We start from the raw sequence: 22437 nt of genomic DNA on the forward strand, positions 1-22437 counted from the left end.
GCTTGTACAGTCTCGCTCAGCCGCCCGAGGAGCCCCACCCGTGCCCGCCAGCCTCACCGCGCGCCGGAACGCCCTGTTCCTGCTGTTCTTCCTGCCCGGCCTCACGATCGCGTCCTGGGTCACCCGGACGCCGGACGTGCGCGACCTCGTCGGCGCCTCGACGGCCGAGATGGGGCTGATCCTGTTCGGGCTGTCCGCCGGGTCGATGGTCGGCATCCTGTCGTCGGGCGCCCTCGTCGCCCGGCGGGGGACCCGGCCTGTCATGCTCGCGGGCACCGTCTCCGTCGCGGTCGGCTCCGCCGTGATCGGCGTCGGGGCGGCGCTCGGGTCGGGACCGGTGGTCGCGGCGGGACTGGCGCTGTTCGGGCTCGGCATGGGCGGCGGGGAGATCGCGCTCAACGTCGAGGGCGCGGAGGTCGAGCGCGGGCTGGGGCGGTCGACGATGCCCGCCATGCACGGCTGCTTCAGCCTCGGGACGGTGGTCGGCGCCGTGGCCGGCATGGTCCTGACGGCGGTCGGGTTCCCGGTCGTCGCGCACCTGGCCGCGGTCGCGGTCGTCGTCGCGGTCGCGCTGGTGCCCGCGATCCGGGTGATCCCGGCGGGCGTCGGTGTGCGGGCGCCCGCGGCCGCCGTGCCCGCGGACGGGGCAGTCGCCGCGGCGCGGCGCCCCGTGTGGCGCGACACCCGCCTCGTCATGATCGGCGGCGTCATCCTGGCGCTCGCGCTGGCCGAGGGCACCGCCAACGACTGGCTGCCGCTCGTCATGGTCGACGGCCACGGGTTCGACGCCGCCCTGGGCTCCGCGGTGTACGCGGCGTTCGCCGCGGCGATGACGCTCGGCCGGTTCGTCGGCGGCCGGTTCGTCGACCGGTTCGGGCGCGCCGCCGTGCTCGCCGCCAGCGCGGTCGTCGGCGCGGTCGGGCTGGCGCTCGTCATCTTCGTCGACCACCAGGCGGTGGCCGCGGCCGCCGCGGTGCTGTGGGGCCTCGGCGCGTCGCTCGGGTTCCCGGTCGCGCTGTCGGCGGCCGGCGACACCGCGGCGCCCGGTGAGGACGCGACCGCGCGCGTGTCCCTCGCGGCGACCATCGGCTACGTGGCGTTCCTCGTCGGCCCGCCGGCGCTCGGCTTCCTCGGCGACCACTACGGCCTGCGGCACGCGCTGATCCTGGTGCTCGTCCTGGTGGCCGCCGCGACCTTCCTGACCCCGGCGGCCCGGACCCGCGCCGCTCAGCACGGCACCGACCGCGTGCGCGACCAGCCGGCCGAGCACGCCGACCTGCCGGCCTGACCCACCCCGAACCCGAGGAGCACCCCCGTGAGCAGCACGCACGTCCCTGGCGTCCCCTTCGCGCTCGAGCCCGTCGGCGACGTCCGGTGGCGCGTCGCGGACCACGCGGTCGCGGCGACCGCCGCCCCGCGCACCGACGTCTTCGCGGACCCCGCGGGCGGTCCGCCGGTCCTCAGCGCGGCGCGCCTCGTGGGCGAGCTGCCCGACGGCGACTTCCAGCTCCGCTGCCGCGTGACGGTCGACATCAGGAGCACCTTCGACGCCGGGGGGCTGCTGCTCTGGTTCGACGACGCGCACTGGGCCAAGTTCTGCCTCGAGGGCGCGCCGGACGGGCAGCCGATGGTCGTGTCGGTGGTGAACCGCACCGTGTCCGACGACGCGAACGCGGTGGACGTCCACGGGCGGTCGACCTGGCTCCGGGTCTCCCGCACCGGGTCGGTGTTCGCCTTCCACGCGTCCGTCGACGGCACCACCTGGCGGATGGTGCGGCTGTTCGCGCTCGACGTGCCCGGCGTGCGGCCGCGGCTCGGCTTCGAGGTGCAGTCCCCGACGGGCGACGGGTGCGAGGTCGCGTTCTCCGAGGTCGAGTTCGCGGCCGCCACTCTCGCGGATCCGCGGAACGGCTCCTGACGGCGGGCCGGGGTCGCTAGGGTCGCGACCATGACCAGGGGATCCGTCACCCGCACCGGCGCCGCGCTCGTCGTCGTGCTGGCCGTCGGGGGGTGCTCGGGCCCGCCCGGGCCGTCGCAGGACGAGGTCACCGCCTGGATGGACGCGCAGGACGACACGGCGGTCGACGGGCTGCTCGGCAGCGCCACGGGTCGCGTCGACCCCGGCGATCCCGAGCCGTCGGACACCGCCACGGGGGAGATCACCCTCTCGTTCCCGGCCGCCGCGCGGCTCGACGGCGTGCGGCTGTCCTGCCTCGGTGACGGCGTCCTGGACTTCGACGTGTTCGTGACGACGGCCGCGGGCGACGGGGCGACGCGGACCGAGGTGGTCGCGTTCCCCGACGTGCCCTGCGGGACAGACGCCCGGGACGAGCAGATCACCGCGTCCGACGTCGTGAGCGTCGGCGTCACGGGCTCCGGCGCGGAGCGCGCGGGTGCGTGGCGCGCGCTCGTGCTGGGCTCGGCGCCTGCCTGACCCGCGCGGGAAGAGTCATCGGGCGTCGGGGTGCGGCGCGGAGCCGGCGTACTCCGGGCGGCCGGCGGGCTCGTACGTCTGCACGGTGACGCCGCCGGGGGTCGTCGTGGACCGCACCAGGGTCATCCGGAGGTCGGGGCCGTCCTCCGGGAACAGCCGCGTGCCCTGGCCGACGACGACCGGGTAGACGAGCAGGGTCATCCGGTCGACGAGATCCCGCGCCAGCAACCACCGGACCAGCACCCCGCTGCCCGGGACGAGAAGGTCGCCGTCGCCCTCGGCGCGCAGCCTCCCGACGGCCGCGGCGAGGTCGCCCGCCAGGACCGTCGTCCCGGGCCAGGCCGGGTCGGTGAGCGTCGTGGAGGCGACGTACCGCGGCCGGTCGTGCAGCGCCGCGGCGATCGGGTGCGACCCGGGGTCGGTGAACGCGCCCCAGTACCCGGCGAAGTTCTCGTACGTCAGCCGACCGAGGAGGAACGCGGCCGCGGCGGCGTACTCGGCGGCGACCAGGTCGCCCACCGCCGGGTCGCCGGACCCGAGTGCCCACCCGCCGCGCGTGAAGCCACCGCGGGTGTCCTCGCCGGCTCCGCCCATGCCCTGCATCACGCCGTCCAGGGAGACGTGCGTGGTCGTCGTCAGCCTCATCGTCGGGGCTCCTCCCTGGCTGCAGGCCGTCGCGTCGACTGTAGGCCCGCTCCGCCCACGGTCGCCGAGGTCGGTGCTTCCCGCCGAGATCGGTGCTGCGAAGCACCGACCTCGGCCCGAAGCACCGACCTCGGCGGTGGGCGTCGGTCGCACCTCGCATCGACCCCGTCGGCGTGGTGGTGACGCGGTCGCTCGACCCGGTGCCCGGGCTGTTCTGGGTGTGCGAGACCGTCGTGATCGGGTGCGGGGTGGTCGTCGGCATCAGCGAGCACCGTCGGGTGCGCCGGGATCCCCGGCTGCCGGAGTACCGCGGGGAGCTCCCGCCGACCTGAGTCCGTGCTGCGCGTGGTGGACCCCCGTCCGGCTACGGGATCTCGGGGTGCGCCGCGAGGTAGGCCTCAGCAGCCGCGACCGCGACCCGTTGGTGCGCCAGCCGCGCCTCCAGGTCGTCGCGGAACATGACCAGGACCGGAGCCCGCGCCGCCGCCCGCGCGTCGGCCATGCGCGGCACGAAGTCCACCTCGGTCTTGCAGCGCACGTCCACGACGGCGAGCGCCACGCTCTCCCGGTCCCACCGGCTGGTCGACGCTCCTGCGACGGCGTAGCCGCTGTCACCGCCCGCCGGCTTCAGGCCGTACCCGGCGAGGCAGGACGTCCAGTCGGCGACGGCGCCGCGGCTCGCCTCGGACGAAGCCGCGACCTCGTCCGCCTGACGCAGCGCCTCGGCGAGCTCGTAGCTCCCCTCCACCTCCGGGCTCATCGCCTGGATGGTCGGCGACGCGGCGCACCCCTCCCAGACGGACATCGGCACGTCTGCGTCCACGGCACCGGCGGGGCGGCCACCCTCCGGCGGCACCGCGTAACCGTACTCCTGCGCCTCCTCCAGGTCCCACACGCCGAACGTCCGGTCGCTGTGCGGACTGCGTGGGATCGCGGTCTCCCACGCGAGGGGTCGTCCGACCTCGGCCTCGGCGCAGACCTTCGCCTCCCAGGACCGCGCGAGCCACACCGTCGCCCACTCCTCGGCGGTCAGGTCGTACCGGGCCATCGGGAACGTGATCGTCCCCGCCTCCGGGTCGACCCGGGCGTGCAGGTCGGCGTCGGCCGGGCTGGGCGCGGGGGTCGAGGTGCCAGCCGGCTGGAGGTCGCCGGGCGCGGCGTCGAGCGCGCGCACCCCCGACCAGGCCCCGGCGACCGCGAGCGCCGTCACCGCCAGCACCGCGCCGCCGCGGGCGAGGCGCCGCCGCCGGCCGCCGCGGACGACCGCGGCGACGTCGACCGACATCGCGGGCACCTCGGCGTCCGCGCGGGCCCGGAGGCGGCGGGCGAGGTCGTCGTCGGGGGTGCTCATCGGTCGCTCCCGTCCCGGGCGGCGCCCGCGTCGGTCTGGTCCCGGGTCTGGTCCCCGGGCTGGTCCGCGGCGAGGACGACGCGGAGCGCCGCCATCGCCCGGGAGGCGGTCGACTTGACGGTCCCGGCGCTGACGCCCAGGTCCTCGGCGACCTCCGCCTCGGAGAGGTCCAGGACGTGCCGCAGGACGACGACCCGGCGCTGCCGCGGGGTCAGCGTGGCGAGCGCGCGCACGAGCTGGTCGCGGTCGCCCGTGCGATCGCTCGCCGAGCGCCCGTGCAGCGGCGTGTCAGCGGGGGACACCTCGTCGGGTGGGACGAGGACCTCGCGCCGTCGGCGTCGCCAGTGGTCCACGCGCAGGTTCGCGAGGACGCGCCGGGTGTAGCCGAGCGGGTCGCGCTGCCGCACGTGACCCCAGCGGCTGTAGGTGCGGACGAGCGCCTGCTGCACGAGCTCCTCGGCCTGGTGCCGGTCGCCGCACAGCAGCCAGGCGGTGCGCAGCAGGTCGGCCTGGTGGTGCCGGACGAACTCGGTGAACTGCCGGTCGCGGTCGACGGCGACGGCGGCCACCTCGTCGGCGACGGGTCCCGGCACCGGTGCGGCCGGTGGCACCTGGCCCGCCGCCGCGAACCTCTCGCGCAGGAAGTCCACGCCGTCCGCGCTGCTCATCGTGGTCACACCGGAGAAGACGCAGCGGCGCCCGGATCGGTTGCGTCGGCCCTCAGGACGCGATGCGCGCGGCCCCGGCCGCGAGCGCCGGCTCCTCGGGGCGGCGCAGCTCCGCCCACACCGCGTCGAGCGACAGCCCGAGCACCTCGGCGACGGCCGCGACCGTGGGGAACGCCGGCGTCGCGACCCGGCCGGACTCGATCTTGCGGAGGGTCTCGGGGGACACCCCGGCGTCGAGCGCGACGGCGAGGACCGTCCGCTCGCCGCGGGCCTGCCGCAGCAGGGCGCCGAGCCGGCGGCCGCGCTCGACGTCGTCGGGGGTGAGCGGGAGCCTGACCATGCTCGGGATTCTAGTACCGGGATAGTATGGACGGGATAGTTATCCGCAGGTTGCTGGAAGGCCGCACGATGATCGAGATCCTCAACCCCGCCGAGCTGGACCGCGCCCGCGCCACCGGCGCCCTGGTCGCGTCGATCCTGCGCACGATGCAGGAGCGCAGCACCGTCGGCACGAACCTGCTGGAGATCGACCGGTGGACGCAGGCGATGATCGCCGACGCCGGGGCCGAGTCCTGCTACGTCGACTACGCGCCGTCCTTCGGGCGCGGCCCGTTCGGGCACTACATCTGCACCTCGGTCAACGACGCGGTGCTGCACGGCAAGCCGCACGACTACACGCTGGCCGACGGTGACCTGCTCACGCTCGACCTCGCCGTGTCGCTGGACGGGATCGTCGCCGACTCCGCCGTGAGCTTCGTCGTCGGGAGGACCCAGCCGGCCGAGAGCCTCGCGCTGATCGAGGCGACAGAGCGGGCGCTGGCCGCGGGCATCGCCGCCGCGGGGCCGGGGGCGCGCATCGGGGACCTGTCGCACGCGATCGGCACGGTCCTCACCGGCGCCGGGTACACGGTGAACACCGAGTTCGGCGGGCACGGCGTCGGGTCGACGATGCACCAGGACCCCCACATCGCGAACACCGGCCGGGCGGGGCGCGGCTACACCCTCCGGCCGGGGCTGCTGCTGGCGATCGAGCCGTGGGTCATGGCCGACACCGACGAGCTGGTCACGGATGCGGACGGCTGGACGCTGCGCAGCGCGACCGGCGCGCGCACCGCGCACAGCGAGCACACGGTGGCGATCACCGAGGACGGGGTCGAGGTCCTCACGCTGCGGTGACGCGGGTGCGAATTCGAAGCACCTAGGATGCTCGCATGACCGACACGCCGCAGCCCGTTCTGGACCCCGTCGAGCTCGGCGCGTACTTCGCGCTCATCGAGGTCAGCAGCCTCCTGCGGCACACGGTCGAGCAGCAGCTGCAGGAGGCCGGCGGCCTGAGCTACGTCCAGTTCCAGCTCCTGGCCACGCTCGGCGACGCCCCGGAGGGCAGCCGGCGCATGACCGACCTGGCCGACGGCGTCGTCTACAGCCGCAGCGGCCTGACCTACCAGGCGGGCCTGCTCGAGAAGGCGGGGCTGGTGACCCGGGCGCCGTCGCCGGACGACGAGCGCGGCGTCACGGTGACGATCACCGACGCCGGCCGCGACGTGCTCGCCCGGGTGTTCCCGGGGCACATCGGTGTGGTCCGGGACCTGCTGGTCGACCCGCTGGACCGCGCGGACGTGGAGGCGCTGGCGCGGGTGCTCGGCACGGTGCGCGACCATCTGCGGGCGAACCCCCCGCGGTCGGCCGCGCCGCGTCGTCGCGGCCGGGCCGCCCCCCGGGGGTGACGCGGAGCGGGGCGCCGGGCGGTGACCCGGCGCCCTGTCTCTTCTACACCTCCCCTAGCCCACGAGACCCGGAGCCTGATCTGCGGGGCGCCGGGCGGTGACCCGGCGCCCCGCTCCCGCGGGTCAGGCCGCGACGGTCGGGTAGTCCGTGTACCCCTCGGCTCCGGCGGCGTAGAAGGTCGCGGGGTCCGGCGCGTTCTCGCCGAGGTCCTGCGCCCACCGGGCGACGAGGTCCGGGTTCGCGAGCGCCGCGCGGCCGACGGCCGCCAGGTCGACGACGCCGTCCTCGACCAGGCCGGTCGCCTCGTCCCGCGTGGTGTGCACGGCGAAGCCCGAGTTGCCGATCAGCGGCGCGCCGACGCGGCGGCGGATGTCCTGGACGAGCGCGCCGCGCAGGTCGCGGTGCAGCACGTCCACGAACGCGAGCCCCAGCGGCGCGAGCCCGTCCGCGAGCGCCGCGTACGTCGCCGCGGTGACCTCGGGGTCGGTCTCGACCGCGCCCTGGATGTCGTGCTCGGGCGACAGGCGGATGCCGGTCCGGTCGGCGCCGATCTCCGCCGCGACGGCCGTGACGACCTCGATCGCGAGCCGCGCCCGGCCCTCGGGGGTGCCGCCGTAGCCGTCGGTCCGCAGGTTGCTGGCGGGAGAGAGGAACTGGTGGATCAGGTAGCCGTTGGCGCCGTGCACCTCGACCGCGTCGAGCCCGGCGTCGACGGCCCGGCGGGCGGCGGCCGCGAACCCGCGGACCACCTCGGCGATCTCCGCGGCGTCGAGCGCGTGCGGGACCGGGTGGGCGGCCTTGCCGGTGGGGGTGCGGATCTCCCCGGGCGCGGCGACGGCGCTGGCGGAGACGACCCGTGCGGCGCCGGTGACGTCGGGGTGGGCGATGCGGCCGCCGTGCATGATCTGCATCGCGATGCGCCCGCCCGCGGCGTGCACGGCGTCGGCGACCCGGGCCCAGCCCGCGGCCTGCTCGGCGGTCTCGATGCCCGGCTGCCCGGTCCAGGTGCGGCCCTCGATCACGGGGTAGGTCCCCTCGGTGAGGACGAGGCCCATGCCGGCCCGCTGGCGGTAGTGCTCGACGAGCAGGTCGCCCGGCACCGCGGACTCCCCGGCGCGGAGCCGGGTCAGCGGGGCCATGACGACGCGGTTGGCCAGCGCGACGCGGCCGACGGTGGTGGGGTCGAAGATCTTCACGCACGGGCCAGCGCCGACGGGGCGCCGGGTGTTCCGTGACCTGCGCCACCCGGCGGTGCGAGCGACCGCCCCCGGCTCACTGCCCGACGCGGCCGTCGACGCACTCGCGCAGCAGGTCGGCGTGCCCGCAGTGCCGGGCGTACTCCTCGATCCGGTGCACCTGGAGCTCCCGCACCGCGATGCCGTCCGCACCGAGGCGCTCGCCCGGGTCCGGGTGCGCGGCGACGACCGCGTCCGTCGTGGCCTGCTCCCGGGCGAGGTCCGCGAACGCTCCCGCGACCACGGCGGGGTCGGCGACGGCCCTCTCGACGTCCCCGTCGTCCCCGCCGTACAGCCGGGGCGGCACCGCGCCCGGCGTGATCCAGCCGCGCCAGTCCCGCTCCACCTCGGCCAGGTGCCGGACGAGGCCGAGCAGCGACAGCGTCGATGGCGGGACCGACCGGCGGGCGAGCTGCTCGGCGTCGAGGTCGTCGCACTTCATCAGGAGCGTCGCCCGGTACCGCGCGAGGTAGTCGAGCAGCGTCGGCAGCTCCCCGTCGGGGCTCGCGCCGTCGCTGTTCCGCGGGTCGTCGGCGGGGTCGACCCACATGTCGGGGTAGACGGTCGCCCGGGTCCACCGGGTGGGGCGGTCCATGGCGCCATGCTCGTCCGGTCCGCCGCCGAGGTCGAGGTGTTTCCGCGGCCGGCGACCAGCGCTCAGCCCTCGTCCCGCGCCGCGGCGAGGCGCGCCGCCCGGGCCTCGACCCACGCCGCGTCGCCGAGGTAGAGGCCGACGTGCCCGAGCAGCCGCGCGTCACCGTCGGCGCGCTCCCGGGTGAACCGCGCGAGCTCCCGGAGCCGCACCGGGACCGCCGCGAGGACGTCCTCGGGCCGGACGCCGCCGTACGCCCGGCACAGCAGCTCGATCCGACGCCGGCGCTCGGCCAGGGGGACCGGGGCCGCGTCCGCGCCCGCCGGGCCGAGCGGGACCAGCCGGTACGCCAGGTACGCCAGGTCCCAGGCCCGCGGTCCCGGGGCAGCGGTGTCCCAGTCGATCAGCGCCACCAGCCGGCCGTCGCGGAACACCATGTTGTCCGGCGAGGTGTCGCAGTGGCAGATCACCTCGGCGGGCCGGCGCCCGGGCAGGCGCCAGGTGGCACCGGTCCGGTCGAACGACGCCGAGGCGTCGTGCACGCGCCGGAGCAGCACCCCGGCGTCGCGGAGCACGTCATCGCGCCACACCCAGGGCGGCAGCGGGTAGGCGGGCACGTCGCCCGGGACGAGGCCGGTGACGTCCCGGCCCCGGTCGTCGACGCCCAGCGGCTCCGGGACCCCGGGGACGCCCGCCGCGCGCAGGTGGGCGAGCAGCCGCTGCACGGTCGGGGTCCAGGGGCCGCCGGCGCGCCGCACGGTGTCGCCGGACCGGACGGCGCCGCCCATGCCGCCGCCGGGGAGCCGGGTCTCGGCGGTCGTGTCGTCCACGCGGCGATGGTCGCGCGGGGCGCCGCGCGGTGGCCAGCGCATTCCGCGGCCGCCCGGGCCCGGGACCCGGCCCGACCCGGGTCCCGCCGTCAGCCCGCCGCGGCCGCGAGGGCCTCCTCCGCGCGCTCGGGGCTGCCCTCCGCCAGCCCGCGGTCGATCGCCCGCCGGGTCGTCAGCAGCAGCACCGCCCCGGCCGCCAGGACCGCGACCTCGGTGACGGTCAGCGCCCAGATGATGCCCGGGAGCCCGAACCACAGGTCGCCGAGCAGGACGACCGGCACGAACAGCACGCCCTGCGTCACGGACATGACGGTGGCCGCCAGCGCCTGGCCGGTCGCCTGGAACAGCGAGGTGAGGAGCCCGGTGAAGCCGTTGGCGATCATCGCCGTGAGCTGCGCCGCCAGGACCGTGGCGCCCAGCGCGAGGACGGAGCGGTCGGTGAGGAACGCGGCCAGCACCGTGTCGCGGAGCAGGAACACCCCCGCGGAGAACAGCAGCGCGACCCCGCCGACCGCGACCGCCGAGGTTCGCAGCGCCGCGGTCAGCCGCGCCCGGTCGCCCTTGCCGTAGGCGTAGGCGAGCAGCGGCAGCACGCCGAGCGTCACGCCCATGACCAGGAACTCCGGCACCTGGGCGATCCGCACGGCGACGCCCATCGCGGCGAGCGGGCCGTCGCCGTAGCCGGCGGCGAGGTTGTTGAGCACGAGCGCGGTGACGATGAGGAACGCGGACTGCAGCAGCGTCCCGACGCCGACGCCGAGCACGGGCTTCAGCACGGTCGGGGACAGGGTGAACCACCTTGGGGCCAGGCTCATCTGCGTGCTGTTCCGGGTGAGCCACACGGCGAAGTAGCCGACGGACACGAGGTTCGCGAGGCCGACGGCCAGCGCCGCCCCGGCCACGCCGAGGTGCAGGCCCAGGATGAACAGCGCGTCCAGCGCGACGTTGGCGACGGTCGAGGCGACGAGGCCGGTCATCACCTGCCGGGCGGCGCCCTCGGCGCGCACCAGCTGCTCCAGGCAGACGGCCGCGGCGAGCACCGGGACGAACGCCAGCAGGATCGCGACGAACGTCGTGGTCGCGTGCCGCGCCGCCTGGTCCGCCCCGAGCAGGTGCACCACCGGGCCGAGCAGCAGCAGCGCGACCCCGCCGAGCACGGCGCCCGCGCCGACGGTGCCCCAGAGCCCGAAGGACGAGACGCGCCGGATCTCGTCGCCGCGGGCCCCGTCGTGCTCGGCGGCCCCGAGGAGCCGGGACACCAGCGCCCCGCCGCCGACGCCGAAGACGTTCCCGATGGCCATGACCAGCGCGAGCACCGGGGAGCCCAGGGTCACGGCGGCGAGCAGGGCGTCGTCGTGCAGCGAGCCGATGAAGCCGGCGTTGACGACGTTGTAGAGCGCGCCGACGATCATCGCCGCCGCCATCGGCACGCAGAGGTGCACGAGGGCGCTGACGACGGGCGCGGAGGAGAGGAACCACCGGTCGGTGCCGGGGGCGTCGGCCGGGGTGGCGGCATCGGGGGTGGGGGGCGTGGTGCGCATGGCTGCTCCGTTTCAGGGCAGGGCGAAGCGCGCGGCGGACGCCGCGTGGGTGCGTGGGGTGGGGGAGGCGCGCGAGGGCGCGGGGTGCCGCCGCGCGGACGGGCCGCGCGGTGGGGACGGTCAGGGGGCGGTCAGTCCCGCGTCGGGCGGGGGAGCGCGGCCGTGACCTTCTGGAGCAGGGCGTGCAGGGCGTCCCGCTCGTCCGGGTCGAGCGGGGCCAGGATGGTGGCGTCCGCCGCCTCGACCGCGGCGGCGAAGCCCGCCACGAGCTCGGCGCCCTCGGGCGTGGCGTGCACGCGCTTGCTGCGCTCGTCGCCCGGCTCGGTGCGGCGCTCGACCAGGCCGCGCTGCTCCAGGCCCTTGAGCAGGCTCGAGACGCTGGCGGCGCTGGTCCGGGTGATCGCGGCGATGTCGCGCTGGATCGTCCCGGGGCTCCGCGCGAGGTAGCCGAGGACGAAGGCCTGCTCGTGGCTGAGCCCGCGGGTGCGGACCCAGTCCTCGCCGGCCTTGCGCTGGGCCCAGGCGATCCAGCGGACCAGGTCGAGGGTCGTGGTGAGCTCGGGCGCGTCCATGCTGAGCAACGTAAGTGTTAGGGCTCTAACTGTCAACCATCGAACTGTCGCCGACTCAGGCGAGGTCCCGCGAGGACATCGCCCGGTCGGCCACGACGCGCAGCACGACCCGCTCGACGGCGGGGTTCGGCGGGCGGTACCGCTGCTCGTAGCGGCGCAGCGCCTCGGCGACCTCGGCGGGGTCGTCGGCGACCTCCACCGTGCCCTCGAGCGTGAGCCACCGGCGCCCGTCCACCTGGCACAGCGCCGCACGTCCCGAGCCGCCGGGACCGCCGCGCCGCGCGTTCACCGCCTTCTGGGTCGTCGGCTTCGTGGTCACGCGCGCCACGCCCGCCTCCGCGTCCCAGGTGAACGCGACGGGCACGACGTGCGGGCTGCCGTCGGCACGCAGGGTGGTGAGCGTCGCGAGGTGGCGCTCCGTGACGAACGCGATCCGGGCGGGGGAGAGGCGGAGCACGCGGGGAAGCGTACGGGGCGCGGCGGCGGCGCGCCCGGGGCCACCGGCCCCGCTAGGCGAGGACGACGCGGTCGTGCGGCACCGCCGCGTACCGCCGCCCGGGGTAGCGCAGGCCGCGGAAGTACATCGTGGTGTGCGCGACGATCTGCTCGCCGGAGATGCGGACGCCGTCGTGCTCGGCGTCGGTCGTCGTGTGCGCGTCGCTCACCAGGGTCACGTCGAACCCGCGGACCGCCGCCGACTGGGTGGTCGTGCGGATGCAGTAGTCGCTCTGCGCGCCGGCGACCACGAGGTGCGTGGTGCCCAGCCCCGCCAGCACGTCGGCGAGGTCGGTGCCGGCGAACGAGTCCCGGTACGTCTTGCCCACCAGCGGCTCGTCGTCGCGGCGCGCCAGCGGCGGGGCCAGCTCCCAGGCGGGGGAGCCGACCTCGAACGCGCCGTGGTCCTGCACCCACACCACCGGGACGCCCTCGGCCCGGGCCCGGTCGACGAGCGCGGCGGTGCGGGCGAGGACCCCGGCGGCGTCCACGCACCCGTCCAGCACGCCGGTCTGCAGGTCGACGACGAGGAGGGCGGTGCGCGCGGTCACCCGGGCATGCTGCCAGACGCGCGGCCGCGCGCGGGGGCACACTGAGCCCGTGGTGGACGACGCTGGGTGGACGGCGGGCGAGGTCGACCTGATCGGGCGCGCCCGCGAGCTCGAGGTCGCGGCCGAGCGGCGCGACGGCACGCACCGGCCCTGGACCCCGATCTGGGTGGTCGTCGTCGACGGGCGCGTCTACGTGCGCACCTGGGCCCGCCGGGGCACCGGCTGGTACGGCGCCGCGGTGGCGTCGGGCCGGGCGCGGGTGCGGGTCCCGGGGCTCACGGCGGACGCCGCGGTCGTCGACGTCGGCGCGACCGCGCCGGACGGCGTGACGGCGGCGTACCGCGCGAAGTACGGCGGGCCCGGGGCGGACTCGGTCGTGGCGCCGGCCGCCGTCGGCAGCACGCTGCGCCTGGACCCACGTCGCTGACCCGCCGCGACGGCGCCGCCGAGCCCCGGCTACCGCCCGAGCCGCTCCGAGCCCTCGGACAGGTCCGCGCTGCGCTCGGGACGCGGCACGCACAGCTCCAGGGCCCGCGGCCGCACGGTCACGGTGAGCGTGCGGCCCGGGTCGATGACGTCCCCGTCGACCTGCCGCCGCTCCTCGCGGTCGCTGACGACCCGGATCCGCTCGGCGCGCAGCACGTCCATGTGCGCCACCTCGTGCGGGTGCCGGAGCACGCCCCAGGCGGTCTGGATCCAGTGCCCGACGGTGCGCGGCGCGAGGACGGCGACGTCCATCTGCCCGTTGTCGGGCTCGGCGTCGGCGAGGAGCCGCACGCCGCCCTGGAGCCGGCCGACGTTGCCGATCAGCACCGAGCGCGCCCGGCGGCGCACCGGGGGCCGGTCGTCGAGGTGGATCTCGAGGTGCATGCTGCGGTCGCGCAGGTGCTTCAGCGCCGACAGCACGTAGGCGACGGGGCCGGCCTTGGCCTTGAGCGCGGTGGACGCGTCGTCCAGCAGCGCGGCGTCGAAGCCCATCCCCGCCATGACCGCGAACGTCCGGCCGTCGGCCTCGCCCACGTCGATCCGTCGTCGGCCGTGGTCGGTCGCGATCTGCACGGCGGCGGCCGGGTCGTCCGGCACGCCGAGGTTCGCGGCGAGCAGGTTGCCGGTCCCGGCGGGCAGCACCGCCAGGGCGACGTCCGTGCCGGCGAGGCCCTCGACGCAGGACCGCACGGTACCGTCGCCGCCGCAGGCGAACACCACCTGCGCGCCGTCCGCCACGGCCTGCCGCGCCTGCCCGGCGCCCGGGTCCTCCGCGGTGGTCTCCACCCACTCGGGCAGCGGCCACCCGGCCTCGGTCAGCGCGGCCTCGACCGCCGCGCGCCGCTCCTCCAGGCCGTCGACCCGCACGGGGTTGTAGACGACGACCGAGCGCAGCGGCCCGGCGTCGCGGGCGAGCGAGGTGTCGGCGGGGTAGCCGTCGCCGTCGGGCGCGTCGGGGGTCGCGTCGGCGGGGCCGGTCGGGCCGGTCGAGTTCATGGCGCTCATCATTCCGTCCAGCGGCGGGGCACGGCTGCCGTCCGGCAGCGTGCGGTCACGACCCGCAGTGGACCACGGCACGCGCTGTCCGGCGCGCCGAGCGGCCCGAGCGCGTCGGCCCCGGCCCGCGCGGGCGCGCCGCGGCGCGGCTCAGGCCGCCAGGTGGAACGTCCGCGCGAACCGGTCGAGCAGGTCGCCCGGCCCGCGGAGCACCTCGACCACGCCGGTCGCGATCGCGCCGGCGGGGTCGAGGTCGCCCGAGATGAGCCGCCGGATCGCCGGGCCGGTCGCGAACGCGAGGTCCGCCGACGCGGTGCCGTCGGACGGCGCCACGGCCAGCGCGGGGCCGTCGACGCGGACGAGCAGGTCGGCCGGCCCGACGCGCGCGGCGTAGGCGGTCGGCGGCAGCCCCGCGGCGACCTCGGGGCGGAACGCCGTGCGGAGGGCGACCGTCAGGGAGTCGGGCGTGACGACCTGCCCCTCGCGCGGCTCGCCCATCGCCTTGAAGCCCCACGCCCCGAGCGCGAGGACGACGGGCTCCAGCTCGCGCCCGTACGGCGTGAGCTCGTAGACGATGACCCGGGACCGGGGCGCCCGGCGGATCACCCCGGCCTCCTGCAGCTCCTTGAGCCGCGCCGCCAGGACGTTGCTCGGGATGCGGGGGAGCCCCGCGGCGAGCTCGCCGTAGCGGCGCGGCCCGACGAGCAGGTCGCGCACGACGAGCAGCGCCCAGCGCTCGCCCACGAGCTCCAGCCCCCGGGTGACGCCGCAGTACTGCCCGTAGTCGCGCGCGGCCATCGGCTCAGGCCTGCTGGTCCGCCACGGCCGCGGGGCCGTGCGCGGCGGCGACCGGGTCCATCCAGCCGAACTCCAGCAGGTTGCCGTCGGGGTCGGCGATCTGCCGCTGGTACATGAAGCCGTAGTCGGCGGCGGGCCGCTCCTCGACGCCGCCCGCGCCCTGGCCCCGGGCGATCGTGTCGTCCACCGCGGCGCGGCTGTCCAGGAAGATCGCGGTCGTCGCGGACACCGTCGTCGACGGGTCGCCGATCGGCCGGTCGCTGAACGACTGGAAGTAGTCGCGGGTGACGAGCATGACGTACCCGTGGTCCTCCTCGACGACGACGCACGCGGCGTTGTGGTCGGTGAACTGCGGGTTGATGGTGAACCCGACGGCCTCGTAGAACGCCTTCGCGCGCTCGAGGTCGGTCACCGGCAGGTTGACGAAGATCGCGGTCATGGTGCACTCCCTCGGACGCGGCTGACTGTGACCTGCACCACACTTGCAAAAAGCAAGTGCGGCGTCAAGACCCCGCGGTCCACGGGTCGGCGGGCGCCGGCCGTGCCAGGCTTCGTGCCGGGCGCGCCGGGCGCCCGAGGACGGGGGAGACGTGCTGCTGCAGGACACGGTGCTCGGCGTCGTCGGGATGAACGCGCTCGCCCTGCTGCTGGTGGTCGCACGGGCGCCGCTGTTCCGGACGAGGCTCTACCGGCCGATGCTGCTGAACATCGGCCTGTCGATCGCGCCGGTCGTGGTCCTCGGGGCGGGCGTCCTGGCGGTGGCCGTGCTGCTCGCCGCCGGTGCGCCGCGCGCGGTGGGCGTGGCCGCGGAGGTCGTCGTCGTGCTGGTGTGGCTCCTCCTGCTGCCCAACGCCGGGTACCTGATCACCGAGCTCAACCAGTCGCACCGCAAGCGGGGGGAGCGCGTCCCCGAGTGGTACGACATCCTGCTGGTGCTGTCGCTGGCGATGTCGGGCGTGCTGAACATGCTGATCAACGTCTTCTTCGTCCAGCTCGCGTACGCGGCGCTGCGGTTCGACGACGTGGACGGGTTGGTGTCGGCCGAGGTGCGCTGGCTGACCGTCGCGGTGCTGCTGCTCGCGGCGTTCGGCATCTACCTCGGGCGGAACATCCGGGTGAACAGCTGGGACGTGCTGCGCCCGTGGCGGCTCGTGGCGCGGGTCGTGACGCACCTGCGGGCGCCCGGTCGGCTCGTCGAGGCCGCCGGCTTCACGCTGGTCTGCGGGGCGTTCTTCGGGCTGATGCACCTGGTCGTCGTCGGCCCGCTGGTCAGCACCGTCGTCGCGCTGGGCTAGGCGGGCGCCGGGAATCCCGTTGACCCGCGTCGGTACGGTCGCGGGATGCACCTCGACGAGCTCCCGCTGGCCGGCCGCACCGCGCTCGTGACGGGCGTGTCCCGCCGGCAGGGCATCGGGTACGCAGTCGCGCGCGAGCTGGGACGCCTGGGCGCGAGCGTCTTCACGCACGACTACGCGCCGCACGACGCCGACCAGCCCTGGGGCGGCGACGACCTCGACGCGGTCGCGGCGGGCGTCCGGGCGGCCCTCCGGGGCGACGCGGTCGCAGGGCGCGCGAGCGCGGACCTGCGGGACCCGGCCGAGGTCGACGCCCTGCTCGCCGCGGCCCGCGGCCTGACCGGCACGGTCGACGTGCTGGTGTGCAACCACGCCCGCAGCGGCGGGGACGGCTCGGTCCTCGACATGACGCCGGAGGTGCTCGACGCGTTCTGGCAGGCGAACACCCGCTCGACGATCCAGCTCACGCAGGGGTTCGCGCGCCAGTTCGCGCCGGCGTCGACCGGGACCCGGCCGGGGGAGCGGCACGCGCGACGGGCGCCGGCGGACCCCGAGCGCGCCCCGAAGGTCGTCTGGATGACGTCCGGGCAGCAGCACGGGCCGATGCGCGGCGAGGTGGCGTACGCGGCGTCGAAGGCCGCCCTGGCCGGGGTGACGGCCACGGTGGCGGCCGAGCTGCTGGACCTCGGGATCGTGCTGAACACGGTGAACCCCGGCCCGGTGAACACGGGGTACCTGGACCCCGGGTCGACCGACCGCCCACTGGCCGAGCTCGACGCGCTCCGGGCGGCGACGCCGTTCGGGCGGTGGGGCGAGCCGACCGATCCCGCGCGGCTGATCGGCTGGCTCGTGAGCCCGGCGGGGTCCTGGGTCGTCGGGCAGGTGCTGACGTCGGACGGCGGGTTCGGCCTGCGGTGACGGTGTCGGCGGCGGCCGCTACGGTGCGCCGGTGAACGTCATCGACCGCGGGAGCGGGACGCCGCTCGTCCTCCTGCACGGCTTCGGCCTCGACCATCGCGCCCTGCTGCCGCTCGACCCCGTCGTCGAGGCGGCCGGCGGGTGGCGGCGGCTGTACCTGGACCTGCCGGGCGCGGGCGGGACGCCGGCGGGGGACGTCGCGAGCACGCAGGACGTGGTGGCGGCCGTCGAGGAGGAGCTGGACCGCCGGATCGGCGACCAGCCGTTCGCGGTGCTGGGGCAGTCGTTCGGCGGCATGGTCGCCCGGCAGGTCGCGCACGACCTCCGGCCCCGGGCCCTGGGGCTGGCGACCGTCGCGGGCGTGTTCGTCGCGGAGCACGCCCGCCGGGACGTCCCGCCGGCCACCGTGCTCCGCACCGATCCCGCGGCCGTCGCGCTGGCGGGCGAGGCCGCGTCCGACTACGCCGAGGACGCGGTCGTGCAGTCCGAGGCGCACGTCCGGGCGTTCCTCGAGCACGTCCGGCCGGGGCTGCTCGCCGCGGACACGCGGGCGCTCGCGCGGATCGCCGCGCGGTACGCCCTGGACCGCGAGCCGGAGGACGCCGACCCGGAGCCGTTCACCGCACCGGGCCTGGTGCTGACCGCGCGGCAGGACCACGTCGTGGGCTACGAGGACGCGTGGGCGCGCCGGTCGCACTACCCGAGGACCACGTTCGCGGTGCTCGACGCCGCGGGCCACGACGTGCAACTGGAGCAGCCGGCGGTGACGGCGGCGCTCGTCGCCGACTGGCTCGCGCGGATGCGGGCCGACGCGGGTTGACCCGCGTCAGCCCCGGCGCAGGTCCTGCGCGAGCATCACGATGATGCCGCTCGGCCCGCGCACGTACGTCAGCCGGTAGGCGTCCTCGTACGTCGCGACCCCGCGCAGCGGGTGGCAGCCGTGCCGCGCGGCCGTCGCCAGCGCGGCGTCGAGGTCGTCGACCGAGAACGCGACCCGGTGCATCCCGATCTCGTTCGGGAGCGTCGGCTCGGTCTCGATCGCGTGGGGATGCAGGTACTCGAACAGCTCGAGCCGCCCGTGGCCGTCCGGGGTGCCGAGCATCGCGATCCGGGCGTGGTTGCCGTCGAGCCCGACGGCCGTGTCCGCCCACTCGCCGCTGACCTCGTCCCGGCCGAGCACCTCCAGGCCCAGGTCGGTGAAGAAGGCGATCGTCGCGTCCAGGTCCCGGACGGCGATCCCGACGTTCTCGAGCGCGATCGGCATGCGCCGCACGGTACGCCCGTGCGGCGCACGCCGGGGGTTCAGCCGCGGGCGACCGCGGCCACGAACCGCGTGCTGTGCTCCTGCACGGCCGCGACCCGCCGGGCGACCACCGCGGCGGCGTCGTCCCCCGCCTCCACGATCGTGGGGCGGCGCCGGGCGTTGCGGGAGCACGCGAAGTCGGCGCAGATCAGCGTGCCGACCGTGTCGCCGTTCCGCCCGGCCGGGCCGGCCAGCTTCGCGACGAACAGGGCGACCTCGTTGGTCGCGACGACGTCCTCGCACCAGGTGCACACCGCGCTGCGGCGGGTGGCGCCGTCGGAGGCGCGCAGCACCATGCCGGTCGGGCGGTCGTCGACGCGGGTGACGACGTAGGCGCGGCGGGGGTTCTTCGCGTCGGTCCAGCCCAGGTAGTCCAGGCGGTCCCAGTCGAGGGACGCGAGGTCGGGCAGCACGGCCTGGGCCGCGTCGCGACGGGAGCAGTTGACGAAGGACGCGCGGATCTCGGGCACGGTCAGGGCACGCATGGTGGAGCTCGCTCTCGGTGAGGGGGAGCGCCCGGCGCGGTCAGGGCCGCGCGGGCACGGGGCAGCGCCGTCGCGGGGGACCGGGACGCGCACCCGTGCGGGTGGGTCGGTCCGGCGCGACGGCGGGGACCCGTCACACAAGGTGGCCGTGGCGGCCGACCTCGCTCCCTGCGGACATCCGCGCGCTCCTCGTTCTGCTGCTGCTGCTGCTCCGGCGGCCGCGGCGGTTCGCGCGGCGCACTCGGACCGAGCATGCACCACGTGGTCCGTGCTCGTCGCCCTATTTCCGGTCCGGCGGGGCCGCCCGTCCCGTGGTCCGGATGACGGGGCCGATCAGCCGTGTTGTGCTGTCGGGACACGAGAGAGGCGACCATGAGCGACTGGAACGCGAGCATCATCGAGGAGTTCCGCACGCACGACGGCAAGGTCGGCGGGCGGTTCGAGGGGGCGCCGCTGCTCCTGCTGCACACCATCGGGGCGAGGTCGGGCCAGGAGCGCGTGAACCCGGTCATGTACCGGGACCTCGGCGAGGGCCGGGTGGCCGTGTTCGCCTCGTACGCCGGGCTCGACGTGAACCCCGCGTGGTTCCACAACCTGGTGGCGGAGCCGCGGGTCTCGGCCGAGATCGGCACCGCGACGCGCGAGTTCCTGGCGCGGGTGGCAACCGGCGACGAGCGCGCGCGCATCTGGGAGCAGCAGAAGGCCGAGTACCCCGGGTTCGCCGGGTACGAGGCGAAGACGACGCGGGAGATCCCGGTCGTGGTGCTCGAGCCGCGCTGACGGCGACCGTCACGCCGTCGTCAGCACCCCGGTGCTCGTGCCGGTCCGCCGGACGTCGGCGACGGTCTCCGACCAGGCCGCGGGATCGACGCCCAGCCGCGTGCGCAGCCACGCGGTGGTCACGCGCTGGACGAGGTCGACCCGCTCCGGGCTGGGATCGGTGGTCTCGGCGACCTCGTGACCGACGACGCCGCCGAGCGCGTGCTCGCCGCCCGTCAGGGTCAGCAGCGCCTCCGCTCCCGGGCTGAGGTGGAAGGCGTCGGTGAACCAGTCGGGGCCGCGGGTGGACAGCGCCGACCGGTCGGCGTCACCCGCGACCACCAGCGTCGGGGTGGTCAGGTGCGCGTAGGCGGGGCGCATGAACGGCAGGTGCTCCGCGGCGAACGGCGTGAGGCTGTCGCCGGTCCCCGTCGCCGCGAGGAGCACGCCGGCCTGGACCCGCGGGTCTGCGAACCGCTCCTCGCGCGCTCCGCCGGGGCTGAGCACGCCGGCGCCGAGGAGCGCCCCGGCCGTCTGCGCGCCCCACGAGTGCCCCGCGACCGCCACCCGCGCCGGGTCCACCCGGCCCCCGAGCCCGGGCACCGCCGCCACGATCTCGTCGAGGTGGTCCAGCACGGCGGTGACGTCCGCGATCCGCCACCGCCAGATGTCCGCGAAGCCGGGGTCGTCGTGGCCGAGGCCCCGGGAGCGCGAGTCGAGGTGCGTGGGCTGGACGACGACGAGGCCCTCGCCGGCCCAGTGCTCGGCGAGGGGGGCGTAGCCGTCCATCGACCAGCCGTTGCCGTGCGACAGGACGACGACGGGGAGGTGGTCGCCGCGCAGGGGAGCGGTGACCCGCACGTGCAGGGGAGCGGGGCGACCGGGCGCCGGGACCTCGACCGGCTTGACCGAGCTGATGGGCGTCGCGGGGATCGTGCTGGTGGTCACGGCGATGGCCTTTCGACGGGGACGACGATTTGGCACACTGAGCCATGCGGAACAGTGTTCCGGTAGACGATATGGAACCGTGTTCCGTTGAGCAAGCAGCGTGAGGTGACCCACCAGATGACCGAGACCGAGACGACCCCGGGGCGGGGACGGCGGCGCGCGGACGCCGAGCGCAACGTCGCCGCGCTGCTGGACGCGGCGGCCACGGAGTTCGTGCGGGCCGGCGTCGACGTGCCGGTGCGCGACGTCGCCGCACGGGCCGGCGTCGGCGTCGCCACGATCTACCGGCATTTCCCGACGCGCGCCGACCTGGTCGTCGCCGTCTATCGGCACCAGATCGACGCGCTGGCGCGCCTCGGTCCGGACCTGCTCGCGGCGGGCGGGTCGCCGTCGGCGGCGCTGGCGACGTGGATCGACGGGTTCGTGGACTTCCTCGTCACCAAGCACGGGCTCGCCGGAGCGTTGCGCTCGACGGACCCGGGGTTCGAGGCGCTGCACGGGCTGTTCGTCGGCCGGCTCGTGCCGGTGTGCGGCGAGCTGCTGGCCGCGGCGCGCGCCGCGGGTGAGATCAGCGACGCGCTGGGTGCCTACGAGCTGATGCGGTCCGTGGGGAACCTGTGCATCGGCGCCGAGTCGGACGAGCGCTACGACGCGCGTGCGGCGGTGGCGGTGCTGCTGACGGGGCTGCGCGCCGGGTCGCGCTGACGGGGGCTCGTCCCGTCGGCGTCCTGAGCACCACCCGGCGTTCGTGCACCTCGGAGGCCGACCGGGTGCCATGATCGCGGCATGACGGTCCGGTGGTGGCGCCTGCTGCTCGTGTGGCCGCTGGCCTTCACGCTGTCGGTCGCCGCGACCGTCCTGGCCCTGCTCGTGGCCGCCGTCGCGCACACGGGCGAGACCGGCGCATGGGGTGATCTCGGGTACGTCGCGCTCTGGGTCCCAGCGCTCGCCGTCGTGCCCGCCGCGGTGATCGGCGTCCCGCTGCTGGTGATCACCGCGGTGAGCCTGCGCGAGGCCGGGCTCGGGTGGCAGGTGCTGACGGTCGGCTGGTTCGCCGCGGGAGCCGCTGCCGTCGGTGCGGCGTTCCTGCTGAGCCCGTGGGGGCCGTTCGGCTGGCGGTCCATCGACACGACCGCGCCGTACGACCGGATGTTCGCGGTGTTCGCGGTGTTCGCGGCCGCGATCGCCGCCGTCACGTGGGGTCTGGGGAGCGCCGCGGCCTGGGCGGTCGTCCGGCCGGTGGGTCCGATCCGGCGGGTGCTCACGTAACGCCGATAATGCACGTTATGTCAGATGGTGGTCTGCGCATCACATCTCATGCCGCAGGACCACCAGCACCGTCTCTCCGTGACGCACGAGCCGGCCCTCTCCCCGAGCAGCACGAACGTCACGACGTCCTGCTCGCACCATGTGGCGCTCGTCAGCGCTGCTTGCGTCGCCGGTCAGCCTCGAGAGCTTGTCGGTACTCGCCGGTGGACCGGATGCGCGGTGCGAACAGAAGTGCGACGAGGTACGCGACGACGAGCAGCCCTCCGCTGAACAGGCCCAGGATGACCGCGATGCTGCGCAGCCACCCGAATGCCGTCTCAGAGGAACCGTCCGCCGATGGCGCTCGTCGAACGTGCTCGCGTGCCGAGCGTTCGCCGCGGCGCCGCCCGGATCACAGAGGCCGGCTGCGCCGATCCGATCGAGGAGGACGACCAGTCCTGGTACGCAGAGGGCGCCAGTAGCGCCTGCGCGCGGCGCCGCGGCGAGCCGGTGACCGTCGAGGTCGCCGGCTCGCGGCACGCACGCAGCGCACCCTCGA

Annotated in this window: 30 protein-coding genes; 13 read left to right on the top strand and 17 right to left on the bottom strand. The window is 76.0% G+C overall.

The features are described 5' to 3' along the window. The first annotated feature begins 40 nt into the window (after positions 1–40). The 3 genes from AC3WUG_RS02205 to AC3WUG_RS02215 are packed head-to-tail and all read left to right on the top strand — an operon-like array spanning position 41 to position 2434. On the top strand, positions 41–1288 hold the full coding sequence (locus AC3WUG_RS02205; RefSeq protein ID WP_492326140.1) for an MFS transporter: 1248 nt from the start codon (positions 41–43) through the stop codon (positions 1286–1288). A 27-nt stretch (positions 1289–1315) separates the two neighbouring features. Continuing rightward, on the top strand, positions 1316–1918 hold the full coding sequence (locus AC3WUG_RS02210; RefSeq protein WP_492326141.1) for a DUF1349 domain-containing protein: 603 nt from the start codon (positions 1316–1318) through the stop codon (positions 1916–1918). A 30-nt stretch (positions 1919–1948) separates the two neighbouring features. Beyond that, positions 1949–2434, top strand: a complete 486-nt coding sequence (locus AC3WUG_RS02215) for a hypothetical protein (protein ID WP_492326142.1) — start codon at positions 1949–1951, stop codon at positions 2432–2434. 15 nt (positions 2435–2449) lie between these two features. On the opposite strand, the gene AC3WUG_RS02220 is transcribed toward AC3WUG_RS02215, so the two are convergent. After that, positions 2450–3079 (bottom strand): dihydrofolate reductase family protein, encoded by a 630-nt coding sequence (locus tag AC3WUG_RS02220; RefSeq protein WP_492326143.1) that lies wholly within the window; start codon positions 3077–3079, stop codon positions 2450–2452. Between the two features lie 92 nt (positions 3080–3171). On the opposite strand from AC3WUG_RS02220, the gene AC3WUG_RS02225 reads away from it, so the two are divergent. Then, positions 3172–3411: a hypothetical protein gene (locus tag AC3WUG_RS02225; RefSeq protein WP_492326144.1), complete on the top strand. Its 240-nt coding sequence runs from the start codon at positions 3172–3174 to the stop codon at positions 3409–3411. Between the two features lie 32 nt (positions 3412–3443). On the opposite strand, the gene AC3WUG_RS02230 is transcribed toward AC3WUG_RS02225, so the two are convergent. The 3 genes from AC3WUG_RS02230 to AC3WUG_RS02240 are packed head-to-tail and all read right to left on the bottom strand — an operon-like array spanning position 3444 to position 5438. After that, complete coding sequence (locus AC3WUG_RS02230; protein WP_492326145.1) at positions 3444–4430, bottom strand: hypothetical protein; 987 nt, start codon at positions 4428–4430, stop codon at positions 3444–3446. Next, positions 4427–5098 carry a SigE family RNA polymerase sigma factor gene (locus tag AC3WUG_RS02235; RefSeq protein WP_492326146.1) on the bottom strand — a complete coding sequence of 224 codons (672 nt, stop codon included), beginning with the start codon at positions 5096–5098 and terminating at the stop codon, positions 4427–4429. The genes AC3WUG_RS02230 and AC3WUG_RS02235 overlap by 4 nt, the downstream gene beginning before the upstream one ends. A 52-nt stretch (positions 5099–5150) precedes the next feature. Then, positions 5151–5438 carry a helix-turn-helix transcriptional regulator gene (locus AC3WUG_RS02240; protein ID WP_492326147.1) on the bottom strand — a complete coding sequence of 96 codons (288 nt, stop codon included), beginning with the start codon at positions 5436–5438 and terminating at the stop codon, positions 5151–5153. 68 nt (positions 5439–5506) lie between these two features. Between AC3WUG_RS02240 and map the strand changes: the two genes are divergently transcribed. Then, the gene (gene map / locus AC3WUG_RS02245; protein ID WP_492326250.1) at positions 5507–6274 is read left to right on the top strand and encodes a type I methionyl aminopeptidase; all 768 of its coding nucleotides are present in this window, start codon (positions 5507–5509) and stop codon (positions 6272–6274) included. 35 nt (positions 6275–6309) lie between these two features. Continuing rightward, complete coding sequence (locus AC3WUG_RS02250) at positions 6310–6825, top strand: MarR family winged helix-turn-helix transcriptional regulator (protein ID WP_492326148.1); 516 nt, start codon at positions 6310–6312, stop codon at positions 6823–6825. Between the two features lie 123 nt (positions 6826–6948). On the opposite strand, the gene AC3WUG_RS02255 is transcribed toward AC3WUG_RS02250, so the two are convergent. From AC3WUG_RS02255 to AC3WUG_RS02285, 7 genes are all read right to left on the bottom strand, one after another. After that, complete coding sequence (locus AC3WUG_RS02255) at positions 6949–8022, bottom strand: alkene reductase (RefSeq protein ID WP_492326149.1); 1074 nt, start codon at positions 8020–8022, stop codon at positions 6949–6951. A 76-nt stretch (positions 8023–8098) separates the two neighbouring features. After that, positions 8099–8656, bottom strand: coding sequence for a DinB family protein (locus AC3WUG_RS02260; protein WP_492326150.1), 558 nt, complete (start codon positions 8654–8656; stop codon positions 8099–8101). Between the two features lie 62 nt (positions 8657–8718). After that, positions 8719–9483 carry a phosphotransferase enzyme family protein gene (locus AC3WUG_RS02265; protein ID WP_492326151.1) on the bottom strand — a complete coding sequence of 255 codons (765 nt, stop codon included), beginning with the start codon at positions 9481–9483 and terminating at the stop codon, positions 8719–8721. An 89-nt stretch (positions 9484–9572) separates the two neighbouring features. Further along, complete coding sequence (locus AC3WUG_RS02270) at positions 9573–11024, bottom strand: MATE family efflux transporter (protein ID WP_492326152.1); 1452 nt, start codon at positions 11022–11024, stop codon at positions 9573–9575. A gap of 131 nt (positions 11025–11155) precedes the next feature. Then, the gene (locus AC3WUG_RS02275) at positions 11156–11596 is read right to left on the bottom strand and encodes a MarR family winged helix-turn-helix transcriptional regulator (protein ID WP_492326153.1); all 441 of its coding nucleotides are present in this window, start codon (positions 11594–11596) and stop codon (positions 11156–11158) included. 55 nt (positions 11597–11651) lie between these two features. Then, positions 11652–12053: a pyridoxamine 5'-phosphate oxidase family protein gene (locus AC3WUG_RS02280; protein WP_492326154.1), complete on the bottom strand. Its 402-nt coding sequence runs from the start codon at positions 12051–12053 to the stop codon at positions 11652–11654. Positions 12054–12105: 52 nt separating this feature from the next. Beyond that, positions 12106–12642 carry a cysteine hydrolase family protein gene (locus AC3WUG_RS02285; protein WP_492326155.1) on the bottom strand — a complete coding sequence of 179 codons (537 nt, stop codon included), beginning with the start codon at positions 12640–12642 and terminating at the stop codon, positions 12106–12108. 49 nt (positions 12643–12691) lie between these two features. Here AC3WUG_RS02285 and AC3WUG_RS02290 point away from each other — a divergent pair, with 49 nt between their 5' ends. Beyond that, on the top strand, positions 12692–13069 hold the full coding sequence (locus AC3WUG_RS02290; RefSeq protein WP_492326156.1) for a DUF2255 family protein: 378 nt from the start codon (positions 12692–12694) through the stop codon (positions 13067–13069). Positions 13070–13098: 29 nt separating this feature from the next. On the opposite strand, the gene AC3WUG_RS02295 is transcribed toward AC3WUG_RS02290, so the two are convergent. The 3 genes from AC3WUG_RS02295 to AC3WUG_RS02305 form a co-directional block, all read right to left on the bottom strand. Next, positions 13099–14124, bottom strand: coding sequence for a diacylglycerol/lipid kinase family protein (locus AC3WUG_RS02295; protein ID WP_492326157.1), 1026 nt, complete (start codon positions 14122–14124; stop codon positions 13099–13101). Positions 14125–14274: 150 nt separating this feature from the next. Further along, the gene (locus tag AC3WUG_RS02300) at positions 14275–14922 is read right to left on the bottom strand and encodes a winged helix-turn-helix transcriptional regulator (protein ID WP_492326158.1); all 648 of its coding nucleotides are present in this window, start codon (positions 14920–14922) and stop codon (positions 14275–14277) included. Between the two features lie 4 nt (positions 14923–14926). Then, on the bottom strand, positions 14927–15361 hold the full coding sequence (locus tag AC3WUG_RS02305; protein WP_492326159.1) for a VOC family protein: 435 nt from the start codon (positions 15359–15361) through the stop codon (positions 14927–14929). A 151-nt stretch (positions 15362–15512) separates the two neighbouring features. On the opposite strand from AC3WUG_RS02305, the gene AC3WUG_RS02310 reads away from it, so the two are divergent. Genes AC3WUG_RS02310 through AC3WUG_RS02320 form a run of 3 tightly spaced genes read left to right on the top strand, consistent with a single transcriptional unit; the run spans position 15513 to position 17955 of the window. Then, the gene (locus AC3WUG_RS02310; protein ID WP_492326160.1) at positions 15513–16217 is read left to right on the top strand and encodes a DUF1361 domain-containing protein; all 705 of its coding nucleotides are present in this window, start codon (positions 15513–15515) and stop codon (positions 16215–16217) included. A 45-nt stretch (positions 16218–16262) separates the two neighbouring features. Beyond that, the gene (locus tag AC3WUG_RS02315; protein WP_492326161.1) at positions 16263–17135 is read left to right on the top strand and encodes an SDR family oxidoreductase; all 873 of its coding nucleotides are present in this window, start codon (positions 16263–16265) and stop codon (positions 17133–17135) included. 31 nt (positions 17136–17166) lie between these two features. Beyond that, a complete protein-coding gene (locus AC3WUG_RS02320) occupies positions 17167–17955 on the top strand; it encodes an alpha/beta fold hydrolase (RefSeq protein ID WP_492326162.1) in 789 nt (262 codons plus the stop codon). Between the two features lie 6 nt (positions 17956–17961). On the opposite strand, the gene AC3WUG_RS02325 is transcribed toward AC3WUG_RS02320, so the two are convergent. Both AC3WUG_RS02325 and AC3WUG_RS02330 read right to left on the bottom strand, forming a co-directional pair. Further along, the gene (locus AC3WUG_RS02325; protein ID WP_492326163.1) at positions 17962–18399 is read right to left on the bottom strand and encodes a VOC family protein; all 438 of its coding nucleotides are present in this window, start codon (positions 18397–18399) and stop codon (positions 17962–17964) included. A gap of 38 nt (positions 18400–18437) precedes the next feature. Next, entirely contained in the window at positions 18438–18923 is a 486-nt protein-coding gene (locus AC3WUG_RS02330) for an FBP domain-containing protein (RefSeq protein ID WP_492326164.1), read from the bottom strand. Positions 18924–19295: 372 nt separating this feature from the next. Between AC3WUG_RS02330 and AC3WUG_RS02335 the strand changes: the two genes are divergently transcribed. Next, complete coding sequence (locus tag AC3WUG_RS02335) at positions 19296–19703, top strand: nitroreductase family deazaflavin-dependent oxidoreductase (protein ID WP_492326165.1); 408 nt, start codon at positions 19296–19298, stop codon at positions 19701–19703. 9 nt (positions 19704–19712) lie between these two features. Here the strand turns inward: AC3WUG_RS02335 and AC3WUG_RS02340 are convergent, their stop codons facing one another. Beyond that, positions 19713–20630, bottom strand: a complete 918-nt coding sequence (locus AC3WUG_RS02340; protein ID WP_492326166.1) for an alpha/beta hydrolase family protein — start codon at positions 20628–20630, stop codon at positions 19713–19715. A gap of 87 nt (positions 20631–20717) precedes the next feature. Between AC3WUG_RS02340 and AC3WUG_RS02345 the strand changes: the two genes are divergently transcribed. Continuing rightward, positions 20718–21335: a TetR/AcrR family transcriptional regulator gene (locus tag AC3WUG_RS02345; protein ID WP_492326167.1), complete on the top strand. Its 618-nt coding sequence runs from the start codon at positions 20718–20720 to the stop codon at positions 21333–21335. A gap of 81 nt (positions 21336–21416) precedes the next feature. After that, positions 21417–21899 (top strand): hypothetical protein, encoded by a 483-nt coding sequence (locus tag AC3WUG_RS02350; protein ID WP_492326168.1) that lies wholly within the window; start codon positions 21417–21419, stop codon positions 21897–21899. Positions 21900–22437 lie beyond the last annotated feature (538 nt).

Source organism: Cellulomonas sp. EB106-03-03-XG116 (genome assembly GCF_058792015.1).